The sequence below is a fragment of the Ferruginibacter sp. SUN106 genome, assembly GCF_050611765.1.
GTDB lineage: Bacteria > Bacteroidota > Bacteroidia > Chitinophagales > Chitinophagaceae > Ferruginibacter.
Window position 1 is genome coordinate 295,139 of sequence record NZ_JBODJC010000003.1, and the last position, 23,474, is coordinate 318,612.

Consider the following 23,474-nt stretch of genomic DNA (forward strand, 5'->3'; position numbering starts at 1 on the left):
TATACTAATGAACATGGATTGCTAATAGTTGAGCATTGGTAATCCTGATTCCCCGATACAATCGGGGCAGAATAGATAGACACCCTTGCCCGCTGCGCAAGAAGACTGGTGCCGGAAATAGTAAAATAATTATAGTATGCCTCATTTAAGGCTGGGTAACGAATTAATTGATTTGTTCTCTACGCCGTTGTTGGTATGCAGCAAAGGAAAGAAGCGTTGGCGTACCAACAACATTGTGCAAACATGAAGCGTAACAATTAGAAAAGATTACTGTTGCATTAATCTGCACGAACTAGCATTTTAAAATCATCTACGCTGGTGCAATAAAAATTGGCGGATGAATAATAATACTCCTCTGCCAAAATACATAACCCGGCCTTAACCGGATTCTGATGAATATACACCAGTTTTTGATCGAATACTTTAGACGAACGTAATTCAACTGACAAAGCGTTGCGTTCCCAAAATTGATACAGCCTGTCTTTTGCATTTACTTTAAACTGCGATAAAAAATCTGCATTATTATGTTGCAAATACCATTTCATTTCCTGTGCGGTATGTTTTAAAAAACTGTGCTGAATGCTTTGTAATGTTTGTGGTGGTAAAGGTTGCCATATCAGGTGTAAATGATTATTCATTATTACAAATGCATGCAGCTGTATTCTTTTTTGATGTACTAAATATTGAAGGCTTTTAACAATGATGTTTTTAATTTCATTTTGTTGCAGCAATGTTTTCCATTCTAAAATGGTGGCAGTAAAAAATTGCGGCCAGTATTCGGGGTAAAGTGCAGGCATGGCAGTAGTATATCTACTTACAGATGGAATTATAAGAGCATTGGTTGTATGGGAAAGTGTAATTGATATTGGCGACGGTGGGCTTCGTGCTGTGTTGTTGGTACGCTTGGCATATGGGCTGGCGCTGCATACCAACAACGGAGGTGCTTCAAGCTACCAATAGCGGCTAAATGGTGTAACACCGGGAATATAGAAATCAACGGCGGCGCTTCAAGCTACCCACAGCGGCTAAAAGATATTTTGAGTGAAGTACGATTAGATAGCACTTCGGCTTTGCTCAGTGCTGTGGAGTTGGTATGCAGCAAAGGAACGAGGTGTTGGCGAGGGTGGGCTTCATGCTAGGGGATCTTACATTTTAAACTCGATTCGCAAAGTGTAAATAAAGTCATAAGGATTATCTTCAGGGCGTTCTATGGCATTAGCCCAGCCTTTCGCATTATCATTTCTTACAATAAATTTAATTTTATTTTCCTCAAGATTTAGTAAGTCCCCGATATTGATCGCTATTGGATTCGGTAAGTTAATGCCAGAATTTTCGTCACCAGCATCTTTATCATTTACCTTTATTTTTATAAAATCATCAACAAGGCAATACAGGTTTGCAGAAACTATCTCTTTAATTCCTCTCAAATTAAAAATTCGTTCAAATGAATAAATACCACCATAAATAGCTTCATCCATACTAACCTCTTGTGCATGGGATATCCAATAAGAGTTTTCAAATACTTTATGATTGGCTGAGGCTTCAATTTTCTCTTTTTGATATCTAATAACCCCATATGATCGAGGTAATTGAGAATAAGAATCAGACCCTTCAAAGGTTGTTTGCTCATCGCTATTAATTTCAAGCGTTCCAGGAATGTATACCGTTGGTAGGTAATTATTTTTCTTATACTTTTTTAAAAAATATTGCAAAACCAACACATCTATTGAACTTTCTTGCATTGAAAGACGCCGCTCGAATTCGTCCATTGACCAATATTCTTTTACAAGCAAATCGAGGTTAAATAATTCTGCAGAACCTGAAGAGAAAAAAGGCTTGATAAGCCAGGGTTTAAAAAAAGTTGATTGATTATTGAGGCTATAACCTTGAATTTGAGAATTAGCATCAGCGATTTCAATACTGAATACTTCAGGATTCAATTTAATTATGTAATTATAAATCTTATGGGATTTTTCGCTAAAAAAGTTGCTATTTTTTTTGATATAGTCTTTTAAATTAGACACTAAAATATTAGCGCATATTTTTTTTAAATAATCAAATGCACTCACATCTTTCACGTTACTATCATTGTTAAGTTCAATAATCTGTGCCAATGCTTCACATTCCGCAAAAGGACTTTGATAGTCACCATTGAATAATTGTTGAAACACACTTAGAAAATCATTTCTTAATTTGTCTTGTAAATTCTCATAATTTTCAATAAAACTTTTAATTACAAATGGGATATAATTGGATTTATTTTTCAGATTACATATATACAACAACCCTTTATTCAGATTGAAGAATTCGGTAGGGTTTGTAAACCCATTAACCCTCAAGATTTTGTTAGCAATTTCATCAACATTACCCCTTTCGAATTGAGTATCAATCAAATCCTTAAAAATATTAAAAGATAATTCTTTGTATTTTTCAAAATCACTAATGGGTATTTCCCCATATAGGTCATCAGAAAAATATCTTATTGAATTACCAGTAATTCTTATAGATTTAACTGGATCGAAGTTTTCTTTTCTGTTAAATAAATGCTCCATTACTTCAATTGAGTTACTATTAAAAGGGGAAGCCTCATTTCCTTCGACAATTAGAGAATAAGTACCAATATCGAATTTGATGCAACTTTCGTTATCAAAAGCAAGGTTTGGAATTTTCAAATATTCATTTTTGGTGTACGCAATTAAAGACAATCTAACTTCTTCATAAATCGATCTAAATTTTAGTTTTAGAATCTCAAGAAGCATAAAATCAATATAGTCGATTTCATTTTCTTTTTTCTGATAAATATGGTTGAAAGAATTTGTAAACCGTATAGCATCTCTTAAATTAATTATGTTTTGTTTAATAATACTGGTTTTATTTATATATTGAAATGCTTGTTTAATTATTTCTTTTTGTACTTCGGTCTTTTCATCACATAACATATCTCTTAATTCATTCTGAACAATAAACAATGGAAAGCCAGGCAAATCAATGTCAAGTTGAAATATTTTTTCAAGAAATTTATTTGGATTTTCAATTGAGTCCTTCAGAGTATCAATAATATATTTTTCGTCATATGCAATTAAGAAATAGGTATTCGGGAAATTAAAACTATTTCTAATCAGTTTAAGTACAGCTAATATCTCCTCTGAATTTAATCTATCCAAGTCATCAATAAAAACAACTATTTTAATATTAGTCTCGTTTAACTTTTCGACAATATCGTTTTGCTGCTCTTCAAGACTTAAAGCTTCACTTCTTTTAAAAAATCCAAGGGAAGTCAACATTTTACCCCCGTAATTTTCATCAATATCCTTTAAGCTGGTATAATATCTTTTAAGCAATTTTGACAATCCACTGTCAAGTTGTGCAGTCTCATTAATTAGTACTTTGAAAAAATCTGATACTATTTTATCACTACTTTCACATAACCAAGGGTTAAACTTTATCTTAATCCCAGCAGTTATTTTGCATTCTATTTGAGATAGAAAAACTGATTTCCCTGAACCCCAACTTCCTTTTATACCAATAGCAAAAGATTTTGACTTTGAATTTTGATTAAGGATTAGAGTTGCGATATATTCCGCATATCCATTTCTTTTAAAAACATCTTTATTACTCCTAGAAGCTAAATTATCTTCAATTAATTGAGGTACAATAATGTGAGATTTATTGGATTCTACTTTCGATGTTGGTACAAAAGAATAACGGAGCAGTAAAAGAAAAATAGGATCAAAGTATCTTAATAAGTGAATGCTTTTAAATGGAGTAAACGAAATTTCTGTATTTCCAATTAACCCTGACCGGTGTAAACAATATAATACACATAAGATTAAAGGAGGGAAAAAATCAAGAAGTTTAAGGTTGTATAAACTCCATTTTTGAAGTAATATAATATATAGGAATAACGGATAGATTGAAATAATAAAGAATATTATATCCGCAGTATTGGAACTTTGTATTGTAAAATAAGTTGCTGTCTTTTGGATAATTGTGTTTTCAATAAGCGAAGGGTATAATTGGCTATAAAGAAATAATCCAAAAAAAATAAGTATATACTTTTGGTATTTACTCTGAATGTTACCCAGCTTCACATTTAAATCCCGTAAAATATTTTTTTTGTTGCGTGTAGATTCAGTCATCCGAAAATTGTAGCCATTTTTACTATGACAATTATTGAATTTATGATTAATATTTAGTTCTGTCAACAAGTTTTTTTTCTTTGAAAGGTTCATTAGCCCAAATAAACTAAATAAAGCTGAATAAAGATTTGCTATACAAGTATGCCCCGATTGCTTTTGGAGTAAACTCTGCCAATGCAAGTCTAATAGAATTCCAAATGCCCGTCTCAAAATGATTAAAAAAAGTGGAACACTTGTACGCCTTTGACAGGCTCCCCGAAATAATAGGGAGAGGCAGGGTGCCAACGCTCCGGTGGTTGGTGAGGACACACAACCACGGTGAACTGACAAATAAACGCAGAGAAAAAGAGAAAATGAGTTTACGCAGAGACTCAGCGTTTTCTCTGCTTCTCTTTTTCTTTGCGCTGAAAATGTGCAGGGCTGGTGATAGCAGTGGGGCGGCGATAGAAAGGTTTATACCGGAAGCAGCTTTTTTATGCAGGGTTCAGGCCGCTGCAGCGCCCCGACCCGGCATAAAAAAGCCCCGGTCAAGAATGAGCCAGGGCTATGTATTTATTCACCTTTAAAAAGAGATTATTAATATCTGTACGCTTCAGGCTTAAATGGTCCTTCCTTAGGTATGCCTAAGTATGCAGACTGTGCCGGTGTAAGCTCGTCCAAAACTACACCAATTTTTGCTAAATGCAAACGGGCAACTTTTTCATCTAAAACTTTTGGTAATACGTACACTTCATTTTTATACTGCTCGCCTTTGGTCCACAATTCAATTTGTGCCAAAGTCTGGTTGCTGAAACTGTTGCTCATTACAAAACTCGGGTGGCCTGTAGCACAACCTAAGTTTACCAAACGGCCTTCTGCCAATACGATAACATCTTTACCGTCGATGGTGTACATATCAACCTGTGGTTTGATAGTGTTTTTAGTAGAACCATAGTTAGCGTTTAACCATGCCATATCAATTTCAATATCAAAGTGGCCGATATTACAAACGATGGCTTTATCTTTCATTACACGGAAGTGAGCTTCAGTGATCAGGTCACGGCAACCTGAAGCAGTAACGATGATATCAGCTTCTTTAACTGCATCGATCATGCGTTTAACTTCAAAACCGTCCATTGCTGCCTGTAAAGCACAGATAGGGTCAATTTCGGTAACGATCACACGACAACCTGCACCTTTTAAAGAAGCAGCAGAACCTTTACCTACATCACCATAAGAACCTACTACAGCAACTTTACCAGCCATCATTACATCAGTAGCACGACGGATCGCATCTACCAATGATTCTTTACAACCGTACTTGTTATCAAATTTACTTTTGGTAACGCTATCATTTACATTGAAAGCAGGAACAGGTAAGGTACCTTTTTCCATTCTTTCGTATAAGCGGTGAACACCGGTTGTAGTTTCTTCTGATAAACCTTTCACATGCTGAATCAATTCAGGGTAAGTATCAAAAACCATATTGGTTAAGTCACCACCATCATCAAGGATCATATTTAAAGGACGATCTGCACCACCAAACCATAAAGTTTGTTCGATACACCAGTCCGCTTCAGCTTGTGATTGACCTTTCCATGCAAATACACCAATACCTGCAGCGGCAATAGCAGCAGCAGCCTGGTCTTGTGTAGAGAAGATATTACAAGAGCTCCATTTTACTTCTGCACCTAATGCTACTAAAGTTTCAATCAACACTGCAGTTTGAATGGTCATGTGCAGGCAACCTGCAATCCTTGCGCCTTTCAATGGCTGGCTTGGTCCGTATTCTTCACGGATAGCCATTAAGCCCGGCATTTCTGCTTCGGCTAATTTAATTTCTTTACGGCCCCATTCAGCGAGGCTCATATCTGCAACCTTATTTTTAAGGCTGAAGTCGATGGAGGTTTTTGTTATTGTAGACATGTTTTATTTTTTAGAACACAAAAGTACCATTTCAGCATAATATTCTACAGATTTGTGTAAATTTGGTGGATTATTATTTTATTACCTTTTAAAAAGGACAAAACCCTTTTTACCTATGGCAAAAGTGAATCAAACAGAAAAAACAGCTACAGCGCATATTACGCTGGATCAAAAAGACCTCACCATACTAAGCCTGCTGCAGCAAAATGCCCGGATGACGGTGAAGGAAATTGCGGATAAAATTCACCTGAGCACCACACCTGTGCATGAGCGTATCAAGCGTATGGAAGCCAGCGGCGTGATAAAACAATATGCTACTTTGGTTGATCATACCAAGGTGAAAAAAAGCCTGATCGCTATTTGTTATGTCTCTTTAAAAGAGCATAGTAAAACAGCGGGTACCAAATTTGTAAAATCCATTATGCAAATGCCGGATGTGGTAGAATGCTACACCATCAGTGGTGAATTTGATTTTATGCTTAAAGTGATGACGGAGGATATGAATGCCTATCATGATTTTCATGTAAACAAATTAAGCAATATTGAAAATATGGGGCATGTGCAGAGTGTGTTTGTGATGGGGGTTATAAAGGATACGCATCAGCTGGTTTATGGGTGATATTCAATTTTTGTGTTTGTAGGTTCATTTGTTACTTTCAACTGCTTTTAGATTTATTACCTTTTTCTTTTTTTCTTGATAAAAAAAGAAACAAAAAAATCAAGGATAAAAGAATGCCTCCGGCCTTTTATCCGGCCAGCCCTGCGTGAACACCCTGCATAAAATTTGATCAGCCCCCAATTTGTAACTTAGTTTGAAACCTCGTTCTGATTTTTTGTGCAATCTTTAATTGTAAGGTTGGCAGTCTGCCCTGATGGGAAAACCCAAAAAATAATTTGTTACGAGGATAGGAGAGTATTTGATTATTCGAAAAGTGGCATGTGTTTTATACGGCCTCTTTTACCTACTCAGCAGAATGCTTTGAAGTATGGGCCTCGGAAAAAATTGCGTTAAGAAAATTGGGCGGCGAGATGTAAAAATGAAATTAATGTTACCGAGGCCAGGATTTATTCTTAGCTCGTAAGTCGCACATAGTTGGGTATTGCACAGAAGTTTGAGCTAATTTCATTTTACACTCGACGAACAATTTTTAGCTTTTTTTTCCGCAGCCCTTGATTTTTGCTTCTTTTTATCAAGAAAAAGAAGAAGTGCTACTGATTAAAGTATATAAAAGAAAGAAGAAGAGCATTAAACAGAAAGCTCCATAATATAATCCTTCATAAAATAGCCATTACCAATATCAAAATCAGCAGTAGCAATAATAGTAAAACCAAGTTTGCTATAAAAATCTTGCGCAGGATTATCACGCTTTACCTGTAACTGCAAAGCTTTGGCATGTTGTAGTTTTATCTCCTCCACAATATAATGAATGATGAATTTGCCCGTGCCTTTGCCCTGTTGCGAAGCCAGCACATAAATTTTATGCAGCTTCCATACCTGTGGTTTTACTTCGCTGTAAGAAGCGAATGCTACAGGTTCATCGTTGTCGTAAATAATAATGAAAGTACAATTGTCAGTTTCTATTTGTTTTTGTAATGCAGCCGGGCTGTAAATCAGCTCCAGCATATAATCGATCTGGTCCTGTGTTAAAAGGCTGCTGTAGGTTTGTGGCCAGATGGCAAAAGTGAGTTGCCTGATGAGTGGAATATCTTTGACGCTTGCTTTTTTAACTACCGGCATTATTTCACCATTAACTTAAGATTAGGGGCAAACATTAATTTGCCTTGTGCATCTTTTACCACCACATCAAAGAAAAATATTTCTTCGCCGGTTTTTAATTGTTCGGAAATAGTTTTTTTCCATATCTCAGAAAGGGGAGTGGTTTTAAATGTACTTGCCACCACGCTGTTGATAGGAGTTACTTTGCCACTTTCTTCATCTTCTGTAACGGCTTTTCTTCTGTACAGGCATTGATAAGTAACGATGGTATAAGTATTTTTTTTGTCGTCAGTAATGGTGAGCGGAAGGGTAATGAGGTTTAAGGCTTCATCTACAGAAACACCTACAGAATCGGACCTGCTGCCTAAAGCAGTTTTTAATTTGGGCAACTTAGTTTTTACAGTGGTAGTTACAGGTTTACCAGGCTTTGGTTTTTGCGCCATGGCTGCAGTAGTAACTGTTAACAGGCAACATAAAACAATTATATTTTTAAATACCGGCATTGTAGTTTTTTTGTAACAACGAATTTACGTTGTAAAAAGTATTTGTATGGGTAATTTAACAAACTCTTTGAGGGCGTGAGACGTGAATGGTGAATCGTCAATTGTCAATAGTGAATGGTCAATTGTGAATAATTCGCCATTTTGACGATTCACTATTGACCATTCACTATTCTCGTTATAACGCTGCCAGACTTTCCTCAATCGCTTTTATCCTGCTTAGTGCATCGGCTTTTTTCTTTTGTTCTAATGCTAATACTTCTGGTTTGGCATTGGCAACAAATTTTTCGTTGCTTAATTTTTTATCTACCGAAAGTAAAAAGCCTTTCTGGTGTTCCAGGTCTTTTAGTAAATCATCTTTCTGGTTGCCGATATTCATCGGTTGTTCTGATTCCACATAAAATTTGTCGTTACCAATTACCGCGGAAATAGCATTGCTTACTTTATCATCAACAAACAAAATTGCTTTTGCATTCAATTGCTTTGCAAGAATAGTTTCAATTGATTGGTAAGTTGCGGCAATGGATGTTTGAATATGTAACTGAATCTGTTCTTTCGGTTTGATCTGGTTTTTATTTCTTACATCACGAATACCTGTGATCACATCTTTCAACAGGTTTCCCTGTGTAAGAATTTGCTTATCAACATTTGCAAACGCAGTTAATTGTTTTACACACAGGTCATCATTTCTTTCTTCCAGCAAATGATAAATCTCTTCGGTTACAAAAGGCATGTAAGGATGTAACAACTGCATCAGTTCACTAAAAAAATAAATTGTTTTTTCATAAATGGCTTTTTCAACCGGTTGTTCAAAACCAGGCTTTACCCATTCTAAATACCAACTACAAAAGTCATCCCATATTAAACTGTAAATCGTTTTCAGTGCTTCACTTAAACGGAATTGTTTGATCAGGCTGTCTACTTCGGCTTTTACTTCGTTCAAACGGCTTTCGAACCACTGCAACGCAAAGTCGTGAGTGGTGAGTAGTGAGTCGTGAGTGCTCACGCTTTGACGTGCCTCCCACATCTTTACCAGTTTCAGTGCATTCCACAATTTGTTATTAAAATTTCTTCCCTGCTCTAAAGACGATTCATCAAATAACAGGTCATTACCTGCAGGAGAAGCGATCATGATTCCAAAACGTGTGGCATCGGCGCCATACTGATCTATCAATCCCAACAGGTCAGGAGAGTTGCCCAATTGCTTACTCATTTTTCTACCTTGTTTATCTCTTACCATTCCGGTAAAATAAACGTCTTTAAAAGGTATTTCCTGTTTGTATTCATAACCCGCCATGATCATTCGTGCTACCCAAAAGAAAATGATATCCTGTCCTGTAACTAACGTTGTTGTGGGATAATAATAATCAATTTCGTTATTGCCCGGATTGCTGATGCCTTTAAAAACTTCCATCGGCCACAGCCAGGAGGAGAACCAGGTATCTAATACATCTTCATCCTGAGAAAGCTTCAAGCTGCAAGCTTCAAGCTGAGCAATAGTCGGCTGGCTAATTCCTGCCCCTTGAAGCTTAAGGCTTGCAGCTTCTAAAGCTGTTGCTGCAACAAAAACATTTCCCTCTTCATCATACCATGCAGGAATTTGTTGTCCCCACCAAAGCTGACGGCTGATACACCAATCTTTTATATTGCCCAACCAATGGCTATATGTATTTTTTAATTTAGCAGGATGAAACTGAATGGTATCATTCAGTACTGAACTTAATGCTTCAGGATTTTTATCCATGAATTTTTTCATGTCGATAAACCATTGCATAGACAACCTGCTTTCAATAACAGCGCCGGTTCTTTCGCTTGTGCCAACCTGGCCTTTATAATCTTCTATCTTTTCAATTTGTCCTAATCCGGTAATGTCTTCTACTATTTTTTTACGCAATGCAAAACGGTCAACACCATTGTACGATAACACCAGTTCAGATGGATTATCTTCCATTAATTCTACCGCAGTAAATTTTCCTGTTGCATCTAATGTGTCAATCGCTTTAAGGTTATGCTTTAAGCCCAGCATATTATCATTCTTATCATGTGCCGGTGTAATTTTTAGTGCACCGGTACCAAAGTCTGCCGTTACATATTCATCTGCAATTACAGGAATTTTCCTGTTGATGATGGGCACGATTACTTCTTTACCAATTAAACTGGTATATCTTTCATCAGTAGGATTTACACAAATGGCCACATCGCCTAAAATAGTTTCGGGCCTTGTGGTGGCAACAGTAATGCTGCCGCTACCGTCAACTAATTTATAACTAACGTAAAACAATTTTGAATCTACATCTTTAAAAATTACTTCTTCATCACTTAATGCAGTCTGGCTAACGGGATCCCAGTTTACCATTCTTTTGCCACGATAAATTAATCCCTTGCCATACAGATCGATAAAAACTTTTATTACTGCCTTATAATATGCTTCATCCATAGTGAATGAAGTTCTGCTCCAATCTAAACTGCAACCTAATTTTTTCAATTGCTGTAAAATGATACCGCCATACTTTTCTTTCCACTCCCAGGCATAGCTTAAAAATTCTTCTCTTGTTAAAGAAGATTTGGTAATGCCTCTTTCACGTAGCATGGCCACAACCTTCGCTTCGGTAGCAATAGAAGCATGGTCGGTGCCGGGCACCCAGCAGGCGTTCTTGCCTTGCATACGGGCACGGCGCACTAAAATATCCTGTATGGTATTATTTAAACAATGGCCCATGTGTAATACGCCGGTTACATTGGGCGGAGGAATTACCACGGTATACGCTTCCCTTGCATCGGGGGTGCTGTTAAAATAACCTTTATCCAAACAATGCTGGTACCATTTTGCATCAATAGCTGTAGGTTCAAAATTTTTAGTCAGTTCCATTTTCGTCATTCAATTTTTTCAGGACTGCAAAAGTACGAAAAAGGAGGGTAGGGGAAAAGGGGTTTGTTTATTAAGTAATTGGCACGCAGGGAGGCAGAGGGCGCTGAGTAATTTAGCTTATTATTCTTTTTAATTATTGTCAATCAAAAACCCAGGCTCCAAAGCCAGGAAAAACATATTTAAAAACAAGAAAACCGGTTACCCCAATTGCAAATAAAACAAGGGCTGTTTTATTGAATACAAAACTGTTTTTATAAAAACTGAGAAGAATTATTGTTACTGTTATCCAACCGAAGAAAGCAATAATCGACATCATAAATAAAATACTATGCAACAATTCAAGCCCACCGATATGTAAGGTATCAGGGTCAACAGGATTGCCATATTGAGGAATGTAGCCAAGTTTAAAAGTGCCAATTGCAAGTATGCTGAGAAAAGATAAAAACCATACTAATGGAATTATACCTAAGAAGCTGTGAATATGTATTGCTTTTAAAGTTCTCATTGTAAAGCTTTAAGTAACTATTTATAATTCTGGTCAATATCACCCAATCCATAACGGGTGCCGATTTTTAAAAATGCAAAAGCTGCTTTTTTGTCTTCGCCATCGGCTTTGTAACTTACTATTAAAACATGCCAGGTGCCTTCTGATTCTTTTTCAGTAATGTATTTGGTGATACGGTAATTATCGTCCTGGCCGGCGGTTCTGTTTACCCGTTTGCCAATAGCATCTGTCTCTGTTTTTTCATCTGCATTGCTGTAGTTCACAAAATCTTTCCAGGCTCTTTTTTTATCGGCGCCACGATAAACAATATAAGCTGCCGCTTTATAAAACCTGCCCTGTATTTTTATTTGCGGATCGGCAGTATTATTTTCTTTACAGGCAGCAAGTACTGATTTAAATACAGCAACTATAGCAGAGGAATCTGCTTTTTTATTTTGTGCTTCAACAAAAGTTAACAAAACAAATGAAGCGATAAACAGTATCCAACGTTTTGAGCACATAACTTACATTTTCTCAAATCTACAAAAAATGAAAATAGAACGGTATACCTTTGTATTCTAAACGATTAGTTTTTATGAAGGAAGTATATATCATCTCTGCAGTCCGTACGCCAATGGGCAGTTTCGGAGGAAGTTTAAAAGATTTTTCTGCCACCAGATTAGGCGCTGTTGCCATAAAAGGCGCTATTGAAAAAGCAGGCGTAAAACCCGAATTAGTAAATGATGTGCTGATGGGCTCTGTAATACAAGCCAATCTGGGACAGGCACCCGCAAGACAAGCTGCAAAATTTGCCGGTTTACCCAACGAAGTAAATTGCACCACTGTTAATAAAGTTTGTGCCAGTGGTATGAAAGCCATTGCACAGGCGGCACAAAGTATTTTATTAGGTGATGCGGATATTGTAGTTGCCGGTGGTATGGAAAGCATGAGCAATGTGCCTTTCTATTCAGAAAATTTACGCTGGGGAAATAAATATGGCAATGTGGCTTTTATTGATGGCCTTGCTAAAGATGGTTTAACTGATGTGTATGATGGCAAAGCCATGGGCAATGCAGCGGAACTTTGTGCCACTACCTGTGGTGTTAGCCGTGAGGAGCAGGATGCTTTTGCAATTGAAAGTTACCAACGCAGCCAGGCTGCAGTTAATGCCGGCAAATTTGAAAATGAAATTGTGCCGGTGGCTATTCCGCAGCGTAAAGGCGATCCCATTTTATTCAGTAAAGATGAAGAACCGTTTAATGTAAAATTTGATAAGATACCTGAATTGAAAGGAGCTTTTGTAAAGGATGGTACTGTTACTGCAGCAAATGCTTCTACCATGAATGATGGCGCTGCTGCTTTGGTTTTAATGAGCAAAGCAAAAGCGGATGAACTGGGGTTAAAACCTATTGCAAAAATTTTATCTTATGCAGATGCGGAGCAGGCACCGGAATGGTTTACCACCACACCTTCCATTGCAGTACCAAAAGCGGTTGCTAAAGCAGGTTTAAAAATGGAAGATATCAGTTACTGGGAATTGAATGAAGCATTTGCAGTAGTAGGTATTGAAAACAGCAAGCGCATGAAATTAGATCCTGCAACAGTAAATGTAAATGGTGGTGCGGTTAGTTTAGGCCACCCGTTAGGTTGCAGCGGTGCAAGAATAATTGTTACACTCATCAATGTATTAAAACAGAATAATGCTAAATACGGTGCTGCCGGTATATGCAACGGCGGTGGTGGTGCCAGCGCAATGGTGATTGAAAATGTATAGTTTTATTACACTGATTTTTACGAATTACACGAATTGTTTCATTTAATGTGCTTGTATTTAATTCGTGTAATCCGTAAAAATTAGCGTAATGCTTTTATAAACTCAATGGTGGGCCAACCACTTTCAAATCACAGTCTGCGTGAATTTTATTGATCTCTGCTGTAGTTGGCGGATGCGTTAAATTATTCATGGTCCTGAAAAATTCTTCCATCTTTCCCGCCGGCTGCACAAAATAGATGAGCTTTCCTTTATCACTTAGTTGTATCCAGGTGTGCGGTACATTGCGGGGCAAAAAAATAGTATCGCCTGCAGTGAGTATTTGCGTTTCATCACCTGCTACAAAGCGATATTCACCTTCTGAAACATAAAAAATCTCATCCTGCTTCAGATGAATATGTAGTGCCGGACCAATTTTTTCGTAACCAATATATTCAAATACTGCCAGCTGATTATTCGTATCTTTTTTTGAGATCTTAATATCATTCGGGTTTTTTCCTTTGAATAAAAAAGATTCGTTAAACCTGCCTTTGCCGGCTTTTACAGTAAAAGTTTTTTTAGGATTTTCACCAGTAAAAATGGTTTTTGAAAAACCCAAAACAGGAATAGCGGCTAATGTAGTGGCGAGAAATTGTTTGCGTTGCATAAATTTATTTTTAGAACACAAACCTACTTGTTGCTTAACTGCATGAAGTGGTACAAAACAGACTTTTATTAATTAGGTTTCTGCAATGCCTAACAAACGCTCCGGAGCCATGGTATCTATTTTAAAAAATTCCGGCGGCGTGTGCCCGGTAAATAGCTGGTAGGCTTTGGAGAGATGAGCATAGTCGTAGTAGCCGCAATGTAAGGCAATACTCAGCCAGTCTTTTTCGGGAAAGCGGTTTTTCATTCTGTAAGCTTTATCAAAGCGAATGATCTTTAAAAAGTCTTTAGGATTTACACCCGTGCTGTCATAAAATTTTCTGTCAAACTGCCGGTGGCTTAAATAAGCCTGTTTTACAAACCAGTCTAAAGACCTGTCTTCTTCTTTAAGCATCAATTTACAGATGGCATTGACGGGATGATTGTCTTTTTTTATTTTACTAAATTCTTCCAGCAAAAATGATCCGATGAGCTGAATCATTTCGTCATAGGTTTTTGCGTAACATAATTTTTCGTTTATCAAAGCAATTTTATTTCCTAAAATATCTTCTGCATCTACCAGCATATTGGTGAGTTGTACAGATGGTATACCCAGCCAGCGATGTAATGCGCCTGGTTGAAAAATAACCTGAACCGACAAAAAATTGTTCTCCATTTGCCGGTTATTAATTACGTTGTGCTGGCCGGAAAAGATGGCATTTTTTGTAGTGATGATTTTATCTGAACCGGTATAAGTAATCCTGTTTTTACCGGCGGGAAAAAATTGCAGGCAATGCTCCGGCCTGGGCGTGTAAGCCTTGGCGGGTATATTGGTAGTTTCGGGAAATACAAAATGAATGACCCTGAATAACCTTACATATTCAGCTATTGATGGATGTGGTATGATCTCGTTCAGTAGCATGTTGTCAGCATCAAATATGCAGGCTTTTTTTTATTTTAAGTAGTATGAAACAGACATTTTAAAATACGTGTAAGCACTTAATGAGTACCTGTGAATAAGCTGCTTCTTTTACTATTTAATAAATTTACATAATCGGTTCTGTTTAATCTTATAATAACATTAATTTTAGGGCTTAAACTTATTCAATGAGAAAAATATTATTCGCAGGTTTTGTTTTAGTAAGTGGGGCAGCAGCAGCGCAAACTGATTCTGCCTTTACCATTAACGGAAAATTCAGTACAGTAAAAACAGGTACCATCTACCTTACTGTTTACGGCGCATCAGCCGCAAAAAAAGACAGCACTTCTATTGAGGATGGAAAATTCAGTTTTAAAGGATTTGCAGCCAGGCCTTCTACTGCCGTATTAACTATTAAAGGCCGAAAAGAAGATTACCTGCGGTTTTATGCAGAAGCCAGCCAGATGAAAATCAGTGGTACCGGCGAAAAGCTACAAGAACTAACCATCAGCGGCAGCAAGCTGAATGAAGAGGATAAAAAATATACTGCCGCAATGAAACCGGCCAATGATGCCGAAAAGAATTTTTACGACCTGTATGATAAAGCTGCAAAAGATAAAAACACCGCAGTTACCGATAGCCTGGATGAAGCGGAAGAATCCATCACGGTTTTAAAAAGAAAGTATGCCAGTGATTTTATAAAGGCTAACAGATCTTCTATAAGAAGTGCTATGGCCATCAGCGAAAATTTTGGCTATTATGCCGAAGCAAGTGATGTAGCACCTTTATACAATGTGTTAGATGAAAAAGTGAAAAAATCGGAAAGTGGTGTAGCGGTGAAGAAAATGCTGGATGCTTACCAGAGTGTTGCTGTCGGGCAGCTGATTCCGGATATTAAGCAAAAAGATACTTTGGATAATGAACTGAGTTTATCTTCCCTGAAAGGAAAATATGTGCTGGTAGATTTTTGGGCCAGCTGGTGCGGCCCCTGCCGTAAGGAAAACCCGAATATTGTAAAAGCTTATACTGCTTACAAGGATAAGGGTTTTGAAATATTCGGCGTATCCTACGACAGCGAAAAAGGAAAAGAAAAATGGAAAGCTGCTATTGTAAAAGATGGCCTGGTATGGAAACAGGTGAGTGAACTGAAAAGCTGGCAGAATACTACTTCAGATCAATTTTATATCAAGGCTATCCCTGCCAATATGTTGCTGGATAAAGAAGGCCGTATCATTGCTAAAAACCTGTTTGGTAAAAAGCTGCAGGATAAACTGGCGGAGATAATGCCGTAAGTGCTTACCATTAATGATATAAATTAATCCTGATCGTTTCAATTGAATTGTAAGATCATTTATATACTCAGCATCTGTTGCACAAATATATGCTATGCTCAAAGCAGCAGGGCATGGGTTAGTTTGTATGATGCGGAGAAAGAGCTAACAGGTTATAAAGATCTTAAAGGAAATATTAAGATACCAGCAAAATTTAATAGCCCTACACAGGCTGATACATTTTATAATATTATAGCGGTTAATGAATTGCTGGCTGACAGTAGTTTTGATCTCTATTATCTTTTAAAAGACGGACGTAAGGTAGGCAGGGACAGTATGTACATGTTTGATTTTACTTTTGATTGCGAACAGGAAGGAAAAATATTATTCCAGGATAAAAAGAAAAACAGGGTAGGCTTTTTTGATAAGAATGGCAATGTGGCCATTCCGGCGATGTATAATTATGCATTGCCATTTCATAACGGATTAACTATTGCACGCCGCAATGCAAAGCGTAAGTGCCTGGAAGGAAAAGATACCTTGCACTGCGAACATGTTGGCTGGGATGGGGGAGAAACGATACTGATAAATGAAAGCAATGAAGTACTGGCGGATAGCGTTGATACCGACCTTAATTCAATAAACTGGTATTCATTTAAAATAAATGATACTAATATTGATACCAGCACCAGTGTTATCATTAAAGGCAATAATGGCAATACTTATTCTTTTACCGATTATGAAAAAGAATTTACACAATGGTTTTATTCCGGTTTTTTGCCCGCTATCAATTCCTCCGACAACAACAAATTAAAACAATTGCTTTTTCAAAAGGTCACCTACATGGAGAGAGGTAAGAGCAGGACAAGCATAAGCAGGAATATGTTCCTCCAGTCTTTTCCTGCGGTTATCACTAGAGAAAGATTCCGGCTGAATGAAACAAAGGAATTATATATCAGCCGTGATGACCTCAGCGGATTAATAGTTGAGCAAAAGGAATACAGGCAATTTTTTAATAGCTGCGGAGGCCATAATGCAGCAGTATATCCTGTGTTTTCGGTATTGCTGGAGTATTATAAAAAGAGGGCAAAACCTTTGGCGCCTGAATCACCTGTAAGTGCCGGCGCTGTGGATATCAGCAAATATGAAACCGATCACCAGGAAAGTTTTGATTTTATCAGAACAGAACAAGGCTATAAACTTTTGAGTATATCCTTATAACATATAGCCTGCTAGTTTCATAATAATACTATTTGTTCATCTGCTTCCGATGAAATAAATTTGCAAACTTTAAGAGAACAGGCAACTATTAAACAAATTAACCAAATAACCAATTTAACATGCGTCAAATAGCATTAAGAGAAGCCCTGAGAGAAGCCATGCAGGAAGAAATGAGAAGGGATGAAAGAGTGTTTTTAATGGGAGAGGAAGTAGCAGAATACAATGGTGCGTATAAAGTAAGCCAGGGTATGCTGGAAGAATTTGGTGAAAAAAGAGTTATTGATACACCGATCGCTGAACTTGGTTTTTCTGCAATTGCAGTGGGTGCGGCTCAAAATGGCCTTCGTCCGATTGTGGAATTTATGACCTGGAACTTTGCTGTTTTACCTTTAGATCAAATATTAAATACCGCTTCTAAAATGCTGGCAATGAGCGGCGGACAAGTTGGTTGCCCTATCGTTTTCAGGGGTGCTAATGGTAGTGCCGGGCAGTTAGGCGCACAGCACTCTACAGCTTTTGAAGCGATGTATGCCAACATACCGGGTTTAAAAGTGATCAGTACTTCTACACCGTATGAAGCTAAAGGACTTTTAAAAGCTGCGATCCGTGATGATGATCCGGTTATGTTTATGGAAAGTGAAGTGGCATATGGAGATAAAGGAGAAGTACCCGAAGAAGAATACATTTTACCAATCGGTAAAGCATTTATAAAAAGAACTGGTAAAGATGTGACCATCGTTTCTTTTAATAAGATGATGAAAGTGGCGATGGCTGCGGCTGAAGAATTGGCTAAAGAAGGTATTGAAGCTGAAGTAATAGACCTGGCTACCATTCGTCCTTTAGACTGGTTCACTATTTTGGAAAGCGTTAAAAAAACCAATCGTTTGGTAATTGTAGAAGAACAATGGCCATTTGCCTCTGTATCTTCTGAGATCAGTTACCGTATACAAAAGGAAGGATTTGATTATTTAGATGCACCTATCCGCAGGATCACTTCTGCAGATGCACCAATGCACTACGCACCCAACCTGGTGGCTGCTTATTTACCGGATGTACCCCGTACAGTGAAGCTGGTAAAGGAAGTAATGTATCTGAAAAAATAAACACCACATTTTTTTGGTATGATATTAGCAGGGTAAACAAAAAACGTTTACCCTCATTTTTTTATATGCAGAAAAGGATCTTATTTATAGTGCTGTTATTTGCGGCCATTAATGCAGAGGCGCAAAAAATACATCTTACATTGTTTGGTGGGTTTAGTAATTACCAGGGCGACCTCCAGGATAAAAGGTTTACACTCGACCAGGCACATCCTGCATTTGGTGCAGGAGGCTTGTATGAGATATCGGACAGGTTTGCAGCAAGGGCAAATGTTACTTTTGGAAAAGTGAGCGGTGATGATAAAAACAACTCTAAAAACTCTCTGCGTAACCTGAGTTTTTCTTCTCCCATTACAGATATTCACCTGGGGCTGGAATATAATTTACTCAACCCTTACGAACATTCATTATCGCCTTATCTTTTTGCCGGTATCAGCTATTTTAGTTTTAAACCATCTACAAAAGATTCCACCGGCAATAAAACGTATTTACAACCATTAAGCACCGAAGGACAAGGTTTTTATCAAGGTAGAAAAGTATATAAACTACACCAGTTCTCCATTCCTTTTGGTGGTGGTGTAAAACTTTCTATCAGCGACAATATACGTGTGGGCTTTGAAATTGGCTTGCGTAAAACCAATACCGATTATATTGATGATGTGAGTACCACTTATGTTGACCAGAATATATTATTGGCTAACCGTGGCCAGAAAGCAGTAGACCTGGCTTATCGTGGAGATGAATTAAAAACAGGCCTGGGCTACCCGGCTGATGGTACACAACGTGGCGGTTCAAAAAATAAAGACTGGTATTATTTTTCAGGCTTCAATGTAAGTTTCAGGTTGCACGGTAACAGCGCCGGTGGCAGCAGCAGATCTGGGGGCAGATCAAAAACAGGCTGTCCGACTAATATTTACTGATCCTGTTTCTCTACTACATTTTAAGTATATGCAGCCATGTATCGAAATGATACATTTGGTACATGCCTTACACTTCCCTGATCAAAACCTGCATGTACAGTTTTGTTGCATGTCTTTTGTTATCCTGTATTGGTTTAAAAACTTCGCAGTTAACTGCTGTTGAAAAATACACCATTGTTACTAAAGGTATTTCTGTTGTTCCGCCAGATGTTTACAACAGGGTGTACCAGTTGCGTTCGCAAACGCAAACGCTGCAATTAAGCGGCGTGGTGGCCACCAACGAATCTGCCAAAGAAAGTATTGATGCGCTGCAGGCAGACCTTAGTGATAAACTGAAGTTTTTAGACATGGTGGATTCCTTTGCTTACGCCTATCGCATTGTAGGTAAATATGCCGACCTGGTGCATTGCCTCATCAGCGAATCTTACCTGAAAGATTTTACAAAAAATAAAAAACAATGGCAATCTTCGTTTGATGGGTTGGTGACCACTTACAATGCAGCTTGTGCAAAACGTATTCCCCAGTCTACTAGAATACCGCCATCAGTAGGTAGCATTGCAGCCAATATTATTAATGAGCTGGGTTCTGCAAAAATAAAATCGCTGCAAAAGAAATATTTAAAAAATGCAGTGAGTACTGCACGCAAACCATTTGAAGGTATCTGCGATGATTTTTTAAATACCGATATTCCAAAAATTCAAAAAGAGCTGGAAGCATTACCCCAGTTTGTAAATGAAAATTATAAAGACTTTCTGAATAACGTAAAGGCATACGAGACCAAACAAGGCAATAATCCTTACAATTATTACAAATGGTATTTGCCCATTTATTTAAACTGGCAGGTACAGTTACGGGAACTGAGTACCCTGGTGAATCAATTACATATTTGTATTTTGAGTTTACGCAATTCCTACGGTGTGCTGGATAATTATATCAGTGCTGATAAACCCGGCAAGGAGGTGCCTGCAGAAATAATACAATTAGAAGCTGATTACCTGGCTTTGCTGGATACTGTTGCCAAATTTTCAGAAGCAAGAGAACGTTTGTTTAAAATAACCTACTAAAATAAAATCAACTACCATGATGCAGGATTTTTTTAAACGTTTATACAGGCCGGTTCAAATATTTGCTGTATCTGTTTTGGTACTTCAGTCCTGTAATAATAACAGTGGGGAACAAACAGCAAAGAATGCAGATGACAGCATCACTTATACCGATAATAACAATCATCTGAAACCGGAAGATGTTGGTTCGTTTAATAATCTGCCCAAATCGAATGAGGAAACAGAAAAAGCCGAACGGCAGAAAATGATCCTGATGCAAATTGATTCTACTTACACCGCTATTGCATTACTGGATGATGCAAAAAATGAAATGACGGCCACATCGCCTGCGGAATTAACCGTAGCAGAGCGCAACAAAAAATCAAAAGCCATTTTCAATATTAATATCCTGCAAAATGAATTGACAAGAGCATTGGATGCATCCATTCTTGCCAACCTGCGCCTTAAGACAGATGAGCTTGCAGGCATTACTGCAGAACTGGCAAAGAATGTTGGCCACCTGCAAACCGTTACCGAAAAATTAAATAAAGCCACCTTATGCATTGGCAGGCTTACCAATTTATTAGCATTAGGGCTCAGCAAAGGATTCATCAAACCTCTTACTCCCAGGGGTGCTTCTGCAGATGCAATAAAAGCAGCGGCAACTAACTAATGCCCTTTTGATTTTAGCTCGTTAAGCCGTTTTATCATGGCTGAAATTCCGGGGTGTGTTTCTAATCTTTTATCAATAGCATCCAGTACATATTTCGAAATCACCCAGTTCATCGCATAGCTCATGGGATCATTTTTTATGTAGAGTGAGATCCGGTTGTAATGCAGGTTATCATTATATAAATTTGTGAGGTAGTTTTTTAACCGCAGATCATTTACTGATGTCTGCATGTCATAGGCTCCCAATAAAGTTTTAAATGGTGCTGCCAGGTCATTCATTAATGGGTTAACTGCTTTAAGTGGAACATCGTCGAAATTTTCGTTGGTCACATGTATGATCTCAAACTCCAGTTTATTTTTATTCTTAATAGTAGTATCAGCTGCAATGATCTTTTGCAGGTTGACGATCATTTCAAAAACAACACCGGCACCGGAATTATCGAAATAACCACCATCCACAAAGTAGTTGGGTTCGGTGGCGCAGGTATCACATTTTTTATAATCAATTCTGCCAGCCGGGCTTAAATAGGGGAAGCTGGCACCCAATACAACACCGGTACTCAGTTTCATATCCTCATCTTTTTTCAACATGCCCAATACATCTATGCGGCCGCCAAAAACAGAATCTGAAATTTTAATATTGCTGATCACTGCCGGGTTACCGTCCTGCATCCTGGTAGTGTTGATGCAGATGATGGGCAGATCATAAGTAATATTTTTTTGAGTGATAATGGCAGACATTGGAACTGCCAGGCTATCGTATAAAAAATTCTTTTCTCCGGCAGCTTTTTCTATCGAAAGCGAAAGTGCAGAGGCCCGGTCATTAACATTGTAGAGCGTTACCAGGTTCCTGAACACATCGGGGCCCAAAGTACGTGCAAGCGTATACGTTAAAAAATCTGATTTTAAATAACCTGAAGAAGCCTGCCAGCAGGCATTGGCTGCAGGATTTAATTTTTGTAAACTTTCTTTACTGCGCAATACCGAAAAAAAAGTGGCATTGCCCACACTGCCGCCCGATGCACCACTCATGCAAAATAAATGTTTAGAAAATTCCCCTTTTGTTTCATCTTCCATTTTAGATAATGCAGATGCCGTCCAGTAACCCGAACGTGAAGCACCGCCATTGGCCATTACAAAAAATATGGGGATCTTTTTTACGCTGCTGTCGTTAAGCATTTGCTGCCTGGTGGGATTATTTACCCATTGATAAAAATATTCTTTTAAGTTTTGCCTGTTGTTGAATGTGATACCGGTTTCATTTTTTACCAATCGTGTATAATGCGGCTCTACAAAATAACCAATGATAAATGATAAGGTTAACAACACCAGGTGAAAATTAAAACGGATGATGATGGATATAATGGTGATAATATTGCCAATACCCAGCAATACACCAAAAGCAAGAAAAATAAAAGGAAAACTTCCCATCCAGGTAGAGAACTGTACAGATAACACGGTAGTAATATATACAGCTGTGGCTACAATGCCGATAGTTGCAAATGCCTGGAAATATCGTTTATCTTCATTATCAGTAACCAGCCGCCACAATTTTTTCCATACACTCACTTCTTTATTGGTGAATTGGTATTTGTCTTTATCGCCGGAAGAATAATGCCCTTTGGCATCAATGATATTTCTTCTTATTAAAACAAATACAATAAAACCTACCTGGTAAAATAATAAGAGAATGATAAGGCCCCAGACCCATCGGTTTAAAATAACCAACAACGTAAATACAGCTAACAAACCGTAGTTAATAAATCTTACCCTGTGCCAATAACGCAACTGATCTTTTTTTGCCAGGTTGGGTTTTGCCAATGCTCTGTTCCAGAATTGGTATATTAAAAAATACCAACTGAAACTTAAGAACAGCAGCAGGTAGCAAACTTTGCGGGAAAGCTGCGGTGTATCCGGATAGGGAAGTTGAAAAAAAGCCAGTATGATGATGGAGATACAACTGAAAGCCAATATTCTTGGCCCTTGTATGCGCAAGAGTTGCCACATGGGATGTTCATCGCTATCCTGCAACTCTTTTGCCTTTGCCACCAGCCGGGAGGAATACCATGTGGTAACCACCCAGAAAATAAGTGCCAGTAAAAACAGTCCGAATACTTTCCTGTTTTCCAGTGTAATGATCATCAGGTCTTTTCCCTGGTTCAGCATCCAGAAGGCCATGTAAGTAAAGACAATGAAAATTATAGCCGGAAAAAAAAGCCATGCTGCCCTTACAAAATACCGCCAGAAATCACCAACAAAAAGATCCTTGTACCGTAGTACTTTTTTACTTTTATCACGGGTAATCATAATTTCAGGTTT

The 23,474-nt window shown here is 37.8% G+C and carries 21 protein-coding genes; 10 read left to right on the forward strand and 11 right to left on the reverse strand.

Features of this window, described 5'->3' with window-relative positions; all coding sequences use genetic code 11:
* Positions 1-278: 278 nt before the first annotated feature.
* The gene (locus tag ACQ334_RS12715; RefSeq protein WP_430988601.1) at positions 279-797 is read right to left on the reverse strand and encodes a transposase; all 519 of its coding nucleotides are present in this window, start codon (positions 795-797) and stop codon (positions 279-281) included.
* Between ACQ334_RS12715 and ACQ334_RS12720 the strand changes: the two genes are divergently transcribed.
* Complete coding sequence (locus tag ACQ334_RS12720; RefSeq protein WP_430988602.1) at positions 796-960, forward strand: hypothetical protein; 165 nt, start codon at positions 796-798, stop codon at positions 958-960. The genes ACQ334_RS12715 and ACQ334_RS12720 overlap by 2 nt on opposite strands.
* A gap of 185 nt (positions 961-1,145) precedes the next feature.
* Here ACQ334_RS12720 and ACQ334_RS12725 read toward each other — a convergent pair whose 3' ends face one another.
* A complete protein-coding gene (locus tag ACQ334_RS12725) occupies positions 1,146-4,139 on the reverse strand; it encodes a KAP family P-loop NTPase fold protein (protein ID WP_430988603.1) in 2,994 nt (997 codons plus the stop codon).
* 353 nt (positions 4,140-4,492) lie between these two features.
* On the opposite strand from ACQ334_RS12725, the gene ACQ334_RS12730 reads away from it, so the two are divergent.
* On the forward strand, positions 4,493-4,705 hold the full coding sequence (locus ACQ334_RS12730; protein WP_430988604.1) for a hypothetical protein: 213 nt from the start codon (positions 4,493-4,495) through the stop codon (positions 4,703-4,705).
* A gap of 10 nt (positions 4,706-4,715) precedes the next feature.
* Here ACQ334_RS12730 and ahcY read toward each other — a convergent pair whose 3' ends face one another.
* Positions 4,716-6,044, reverse strand: coding sequence for an adenosylhomocysteinase (gene ahcY / locus ACQ334_RS12735; protein ID WP_430988605.1), 1,329 nt, complete (start codon positions 6,042-6,044; stop codon positions 4,716-4,718).
* 115 nt (positions 6,045-6,159) lie between these two features.
* Between ahcY and ACQ334_RS12740 the strand changes: the two genes are divergently transcribed.
* Complete coding sequence (locus tag ACQ334_RS12740) at positions 6,160-6,663, forward strand: Lrp/AsnC family transcriptional regulator (RefSeq protein WP_430988606.1); 504 nt, start codon at positions 6,160-6,162, stop codon at positions 6,661-6,663.
* Between the two features lie 627 nt (positions 6,664-7,290).
* On the opposite strand, the gene ACQ334_RS12745 is transcribed toward ACQ334_RS12740, so the two are convergent.
* From ACQ334_RS12745 to ACQ334_RS12765, 5 genes are all read right to left on the reverse strand, one after another.
* Positions 7,291-7,782: a GNAT family N-acetyltransferase gene (locus ACQ334_RS12745; protein WP_430988607.1), complete on the reverse strand. Its 492-nt coding sequence runs from the start codon at positions 7,780-7,782 to the stop codon at positions 7,291-7,293.
* Complete coding sequence (locus tag ACQ334_RS12750) at positions 7,782-8,264, reverse strand: hypothetical protein (RefSeq protein WP_430988608.1); 483 nt, start codon at positions 8,262-8,264, stop codon at positions 7,782-7,784. The genes ACQ334_RS12745 and ACQ334_RS12750 overlap by 1 nt, the downstream gene beginning before the upstream one ends.
* 175 nt (positions 8,265-8,439) lie before the next feature.
* Positions 8,440-11,130, reverse strand: coding sequence for a valine--tRNA ligase (locus ACQ334_RS12755; RefSeq protein ID WP_430988609.1), 2,691 nt, complete (start codon positions 11,128-11,130; stop codon positions 8,440-8,442).
* Positions 11,131-11,269: 139 nt separating this feature from the next.
* Positions 11,270-11,635 carry a hypothetical protein gene (locus tag ACQ334_RS12760; RefSeq protein WP_430988610.1) on the reverse strand — a complete coding sequence of 122 codons (366 nt, stop codon included), beginning with the start codon at positions 11,633-11,635 and terminating at the stop codon, positions 11,270-11,272.
* Between the two features lie 17 nt (positions 11,636-11,652).
* Positions 11,653-12,135, reverse strand: a complete 483-nt coding sequence (locus tag ACQ334_RS12765) for a hypothetical protein (protein WP_430988611.1) — start codon at positions 12,133-12,135, stop codon at positions 11,653-11,655.
* A gap of 74 nt (positions 12,136-12,209) precedes the next feature.
* On the opposite strand from ACQ334_RS12765, the gene ACQ334_RS12770 reads away from it, so the two are divergent.
* Entirely contained in the window at positions 12,210-13,388 is a 1,179-nt protein-coding gene (locus tag ACQ334_RS12770) for an acetyl-CoA C-acyltransferase (protein ID WP_430988612.1), read from the forward strand.
* A 94-nt stretch (positions 13,389-13,482) separates the two neighbouring features.
* Here ACQ334_RS12770 and ACQ334_RS12775 read toward each other — a convergent pair whose 3' ends face one another.
* Both ACQ334_RS12775 and ACQ334_RS12780 read right to left on the reverse strand, forming a co-directional pair.
* Positions 13,483-14,031, reverse strand: a complete 549-nt coding sequence (locus tag ACQ334_RS12775; protein ID WP_430988613.1) for a cupin domain-containing protein — start codon at positions 14,029-14,031, stop codon at positions 13,483-13,485.
* Positions 14,032-14,103: 72 nt separating this feature from the next.
* Complete coding sequence (locus ACQ334_RS12780) at positions 14,104-14,931, reverse strand: helix-turn-helix domain-containing protein (RefSeq protein WP_430988614.1); 828 nt, start codon at positions 14,929-14,931, stop codon at positions 14,104-14,106.
* Between the two features lie 185 nt (positions 14,932-15,116).
* On the opposite strand from ACQ334_RS12780, the gene ACQ334_RS12785 reads away from it, so the two are divergent.
* The 6 genes from ACQ334_RS12785 (at position 15,117) to ACQ334_RS12810 (ending at position 21,156) form a co-directional block, all read left to right on the forward strand.
* On the forward strand, positions 15,117-16,220 hold the full coding sequence (locus ACQ334_RS12785; protein WP_430988615.1) for a redoxin domain-containing protein: 1,104 nt from the start codon (positions 15,117-15,119) through the stop codon (positions 16,218-16,220).
* Between the two features lie 42 nt (positions 16,221-16,262).
* Complete coding sequence (locus ACQ334_RS12790; protein WP_430988616.1) at positions 16,263-17,420, forward strand: WG repeat-containing protein; 1,158 nt, start codon at positions 16,263-16,265, stop codon at positions 17,418-17,420.
* Between the two features lie 119 nt (positions 17,421-17,539).
* Positions 17,540-18,523 carry a pyruvate dehydrogenase complex E1 component subunit beta gene (locus ACQ334_RS12795; RefSeq protein ID WP_430988617.1) on the forward strand — a complete coding sequence of 328 codons (984 nt, stop codon included), beginning with the start codon at positions 17,540-17,542 and terminating at the stop codon, positions 18,521-18,523.
* A 65-nt stretch (positions 18,524-18,588) separates the two neighbouring features.
* On the forward strand, positions 18,589-19,440 hold the full coding sequence (locus ACQ334_RS12800) for a DUF6089 family protein (RefSeq protein WP_430988618.1): 852 nt from the start codon (positions 18,589-18,591) through the stop codon (positions 19,438-19,440).
* 62 nt (positions 19,441-19,502) lie between these two features.
* Positions 19,503-20,504 (forward strand): hypothetical protein, encoded by a 1,002-nt coding sequence (locus tag ACQ334_RS12805; RefSeq protein ID WP_430988619.1) that lies wholly within the window; start codon positions 19,503-19,505, stop codon positions 20,502-20,504.
* Between the two features lie 16 nt (positions 20,505-20,520).
* Positions 20,521-21,156 (forward strand): hypothetical protein, encoded by a 636-nt coding sequence (locus ACQ334_RS12810; RefSeq protein WP_430988620.1) that lies wholly within the window; start codon positions 20,521-20,523, stop codon positions 21,154-21,156.
* On the opposite strand, the gene ACQ334_RS12815 is transcribed toward ACQ334_RS12810, so the two are convergent.
* The gene (locus tag ACQ334_RS12815; RefSeq protein ID WP_430988621.1) at positions 21,153-23,462 is read right to left on the reverse strand and encodes a hypothetical protein; all 2,310 of its coding nucleotides are present in this window, start codon (positions 23,460-23,462) and stop codon (positions 21,153-21,155) included. The two genes, ACQ334_RS12810 and ACQ334_RS12815, sit on opposite strands and share 4 nt — an antisense overlap.
* Positions 23,463-23,474 lie beyond the last annotated feature (12 nt).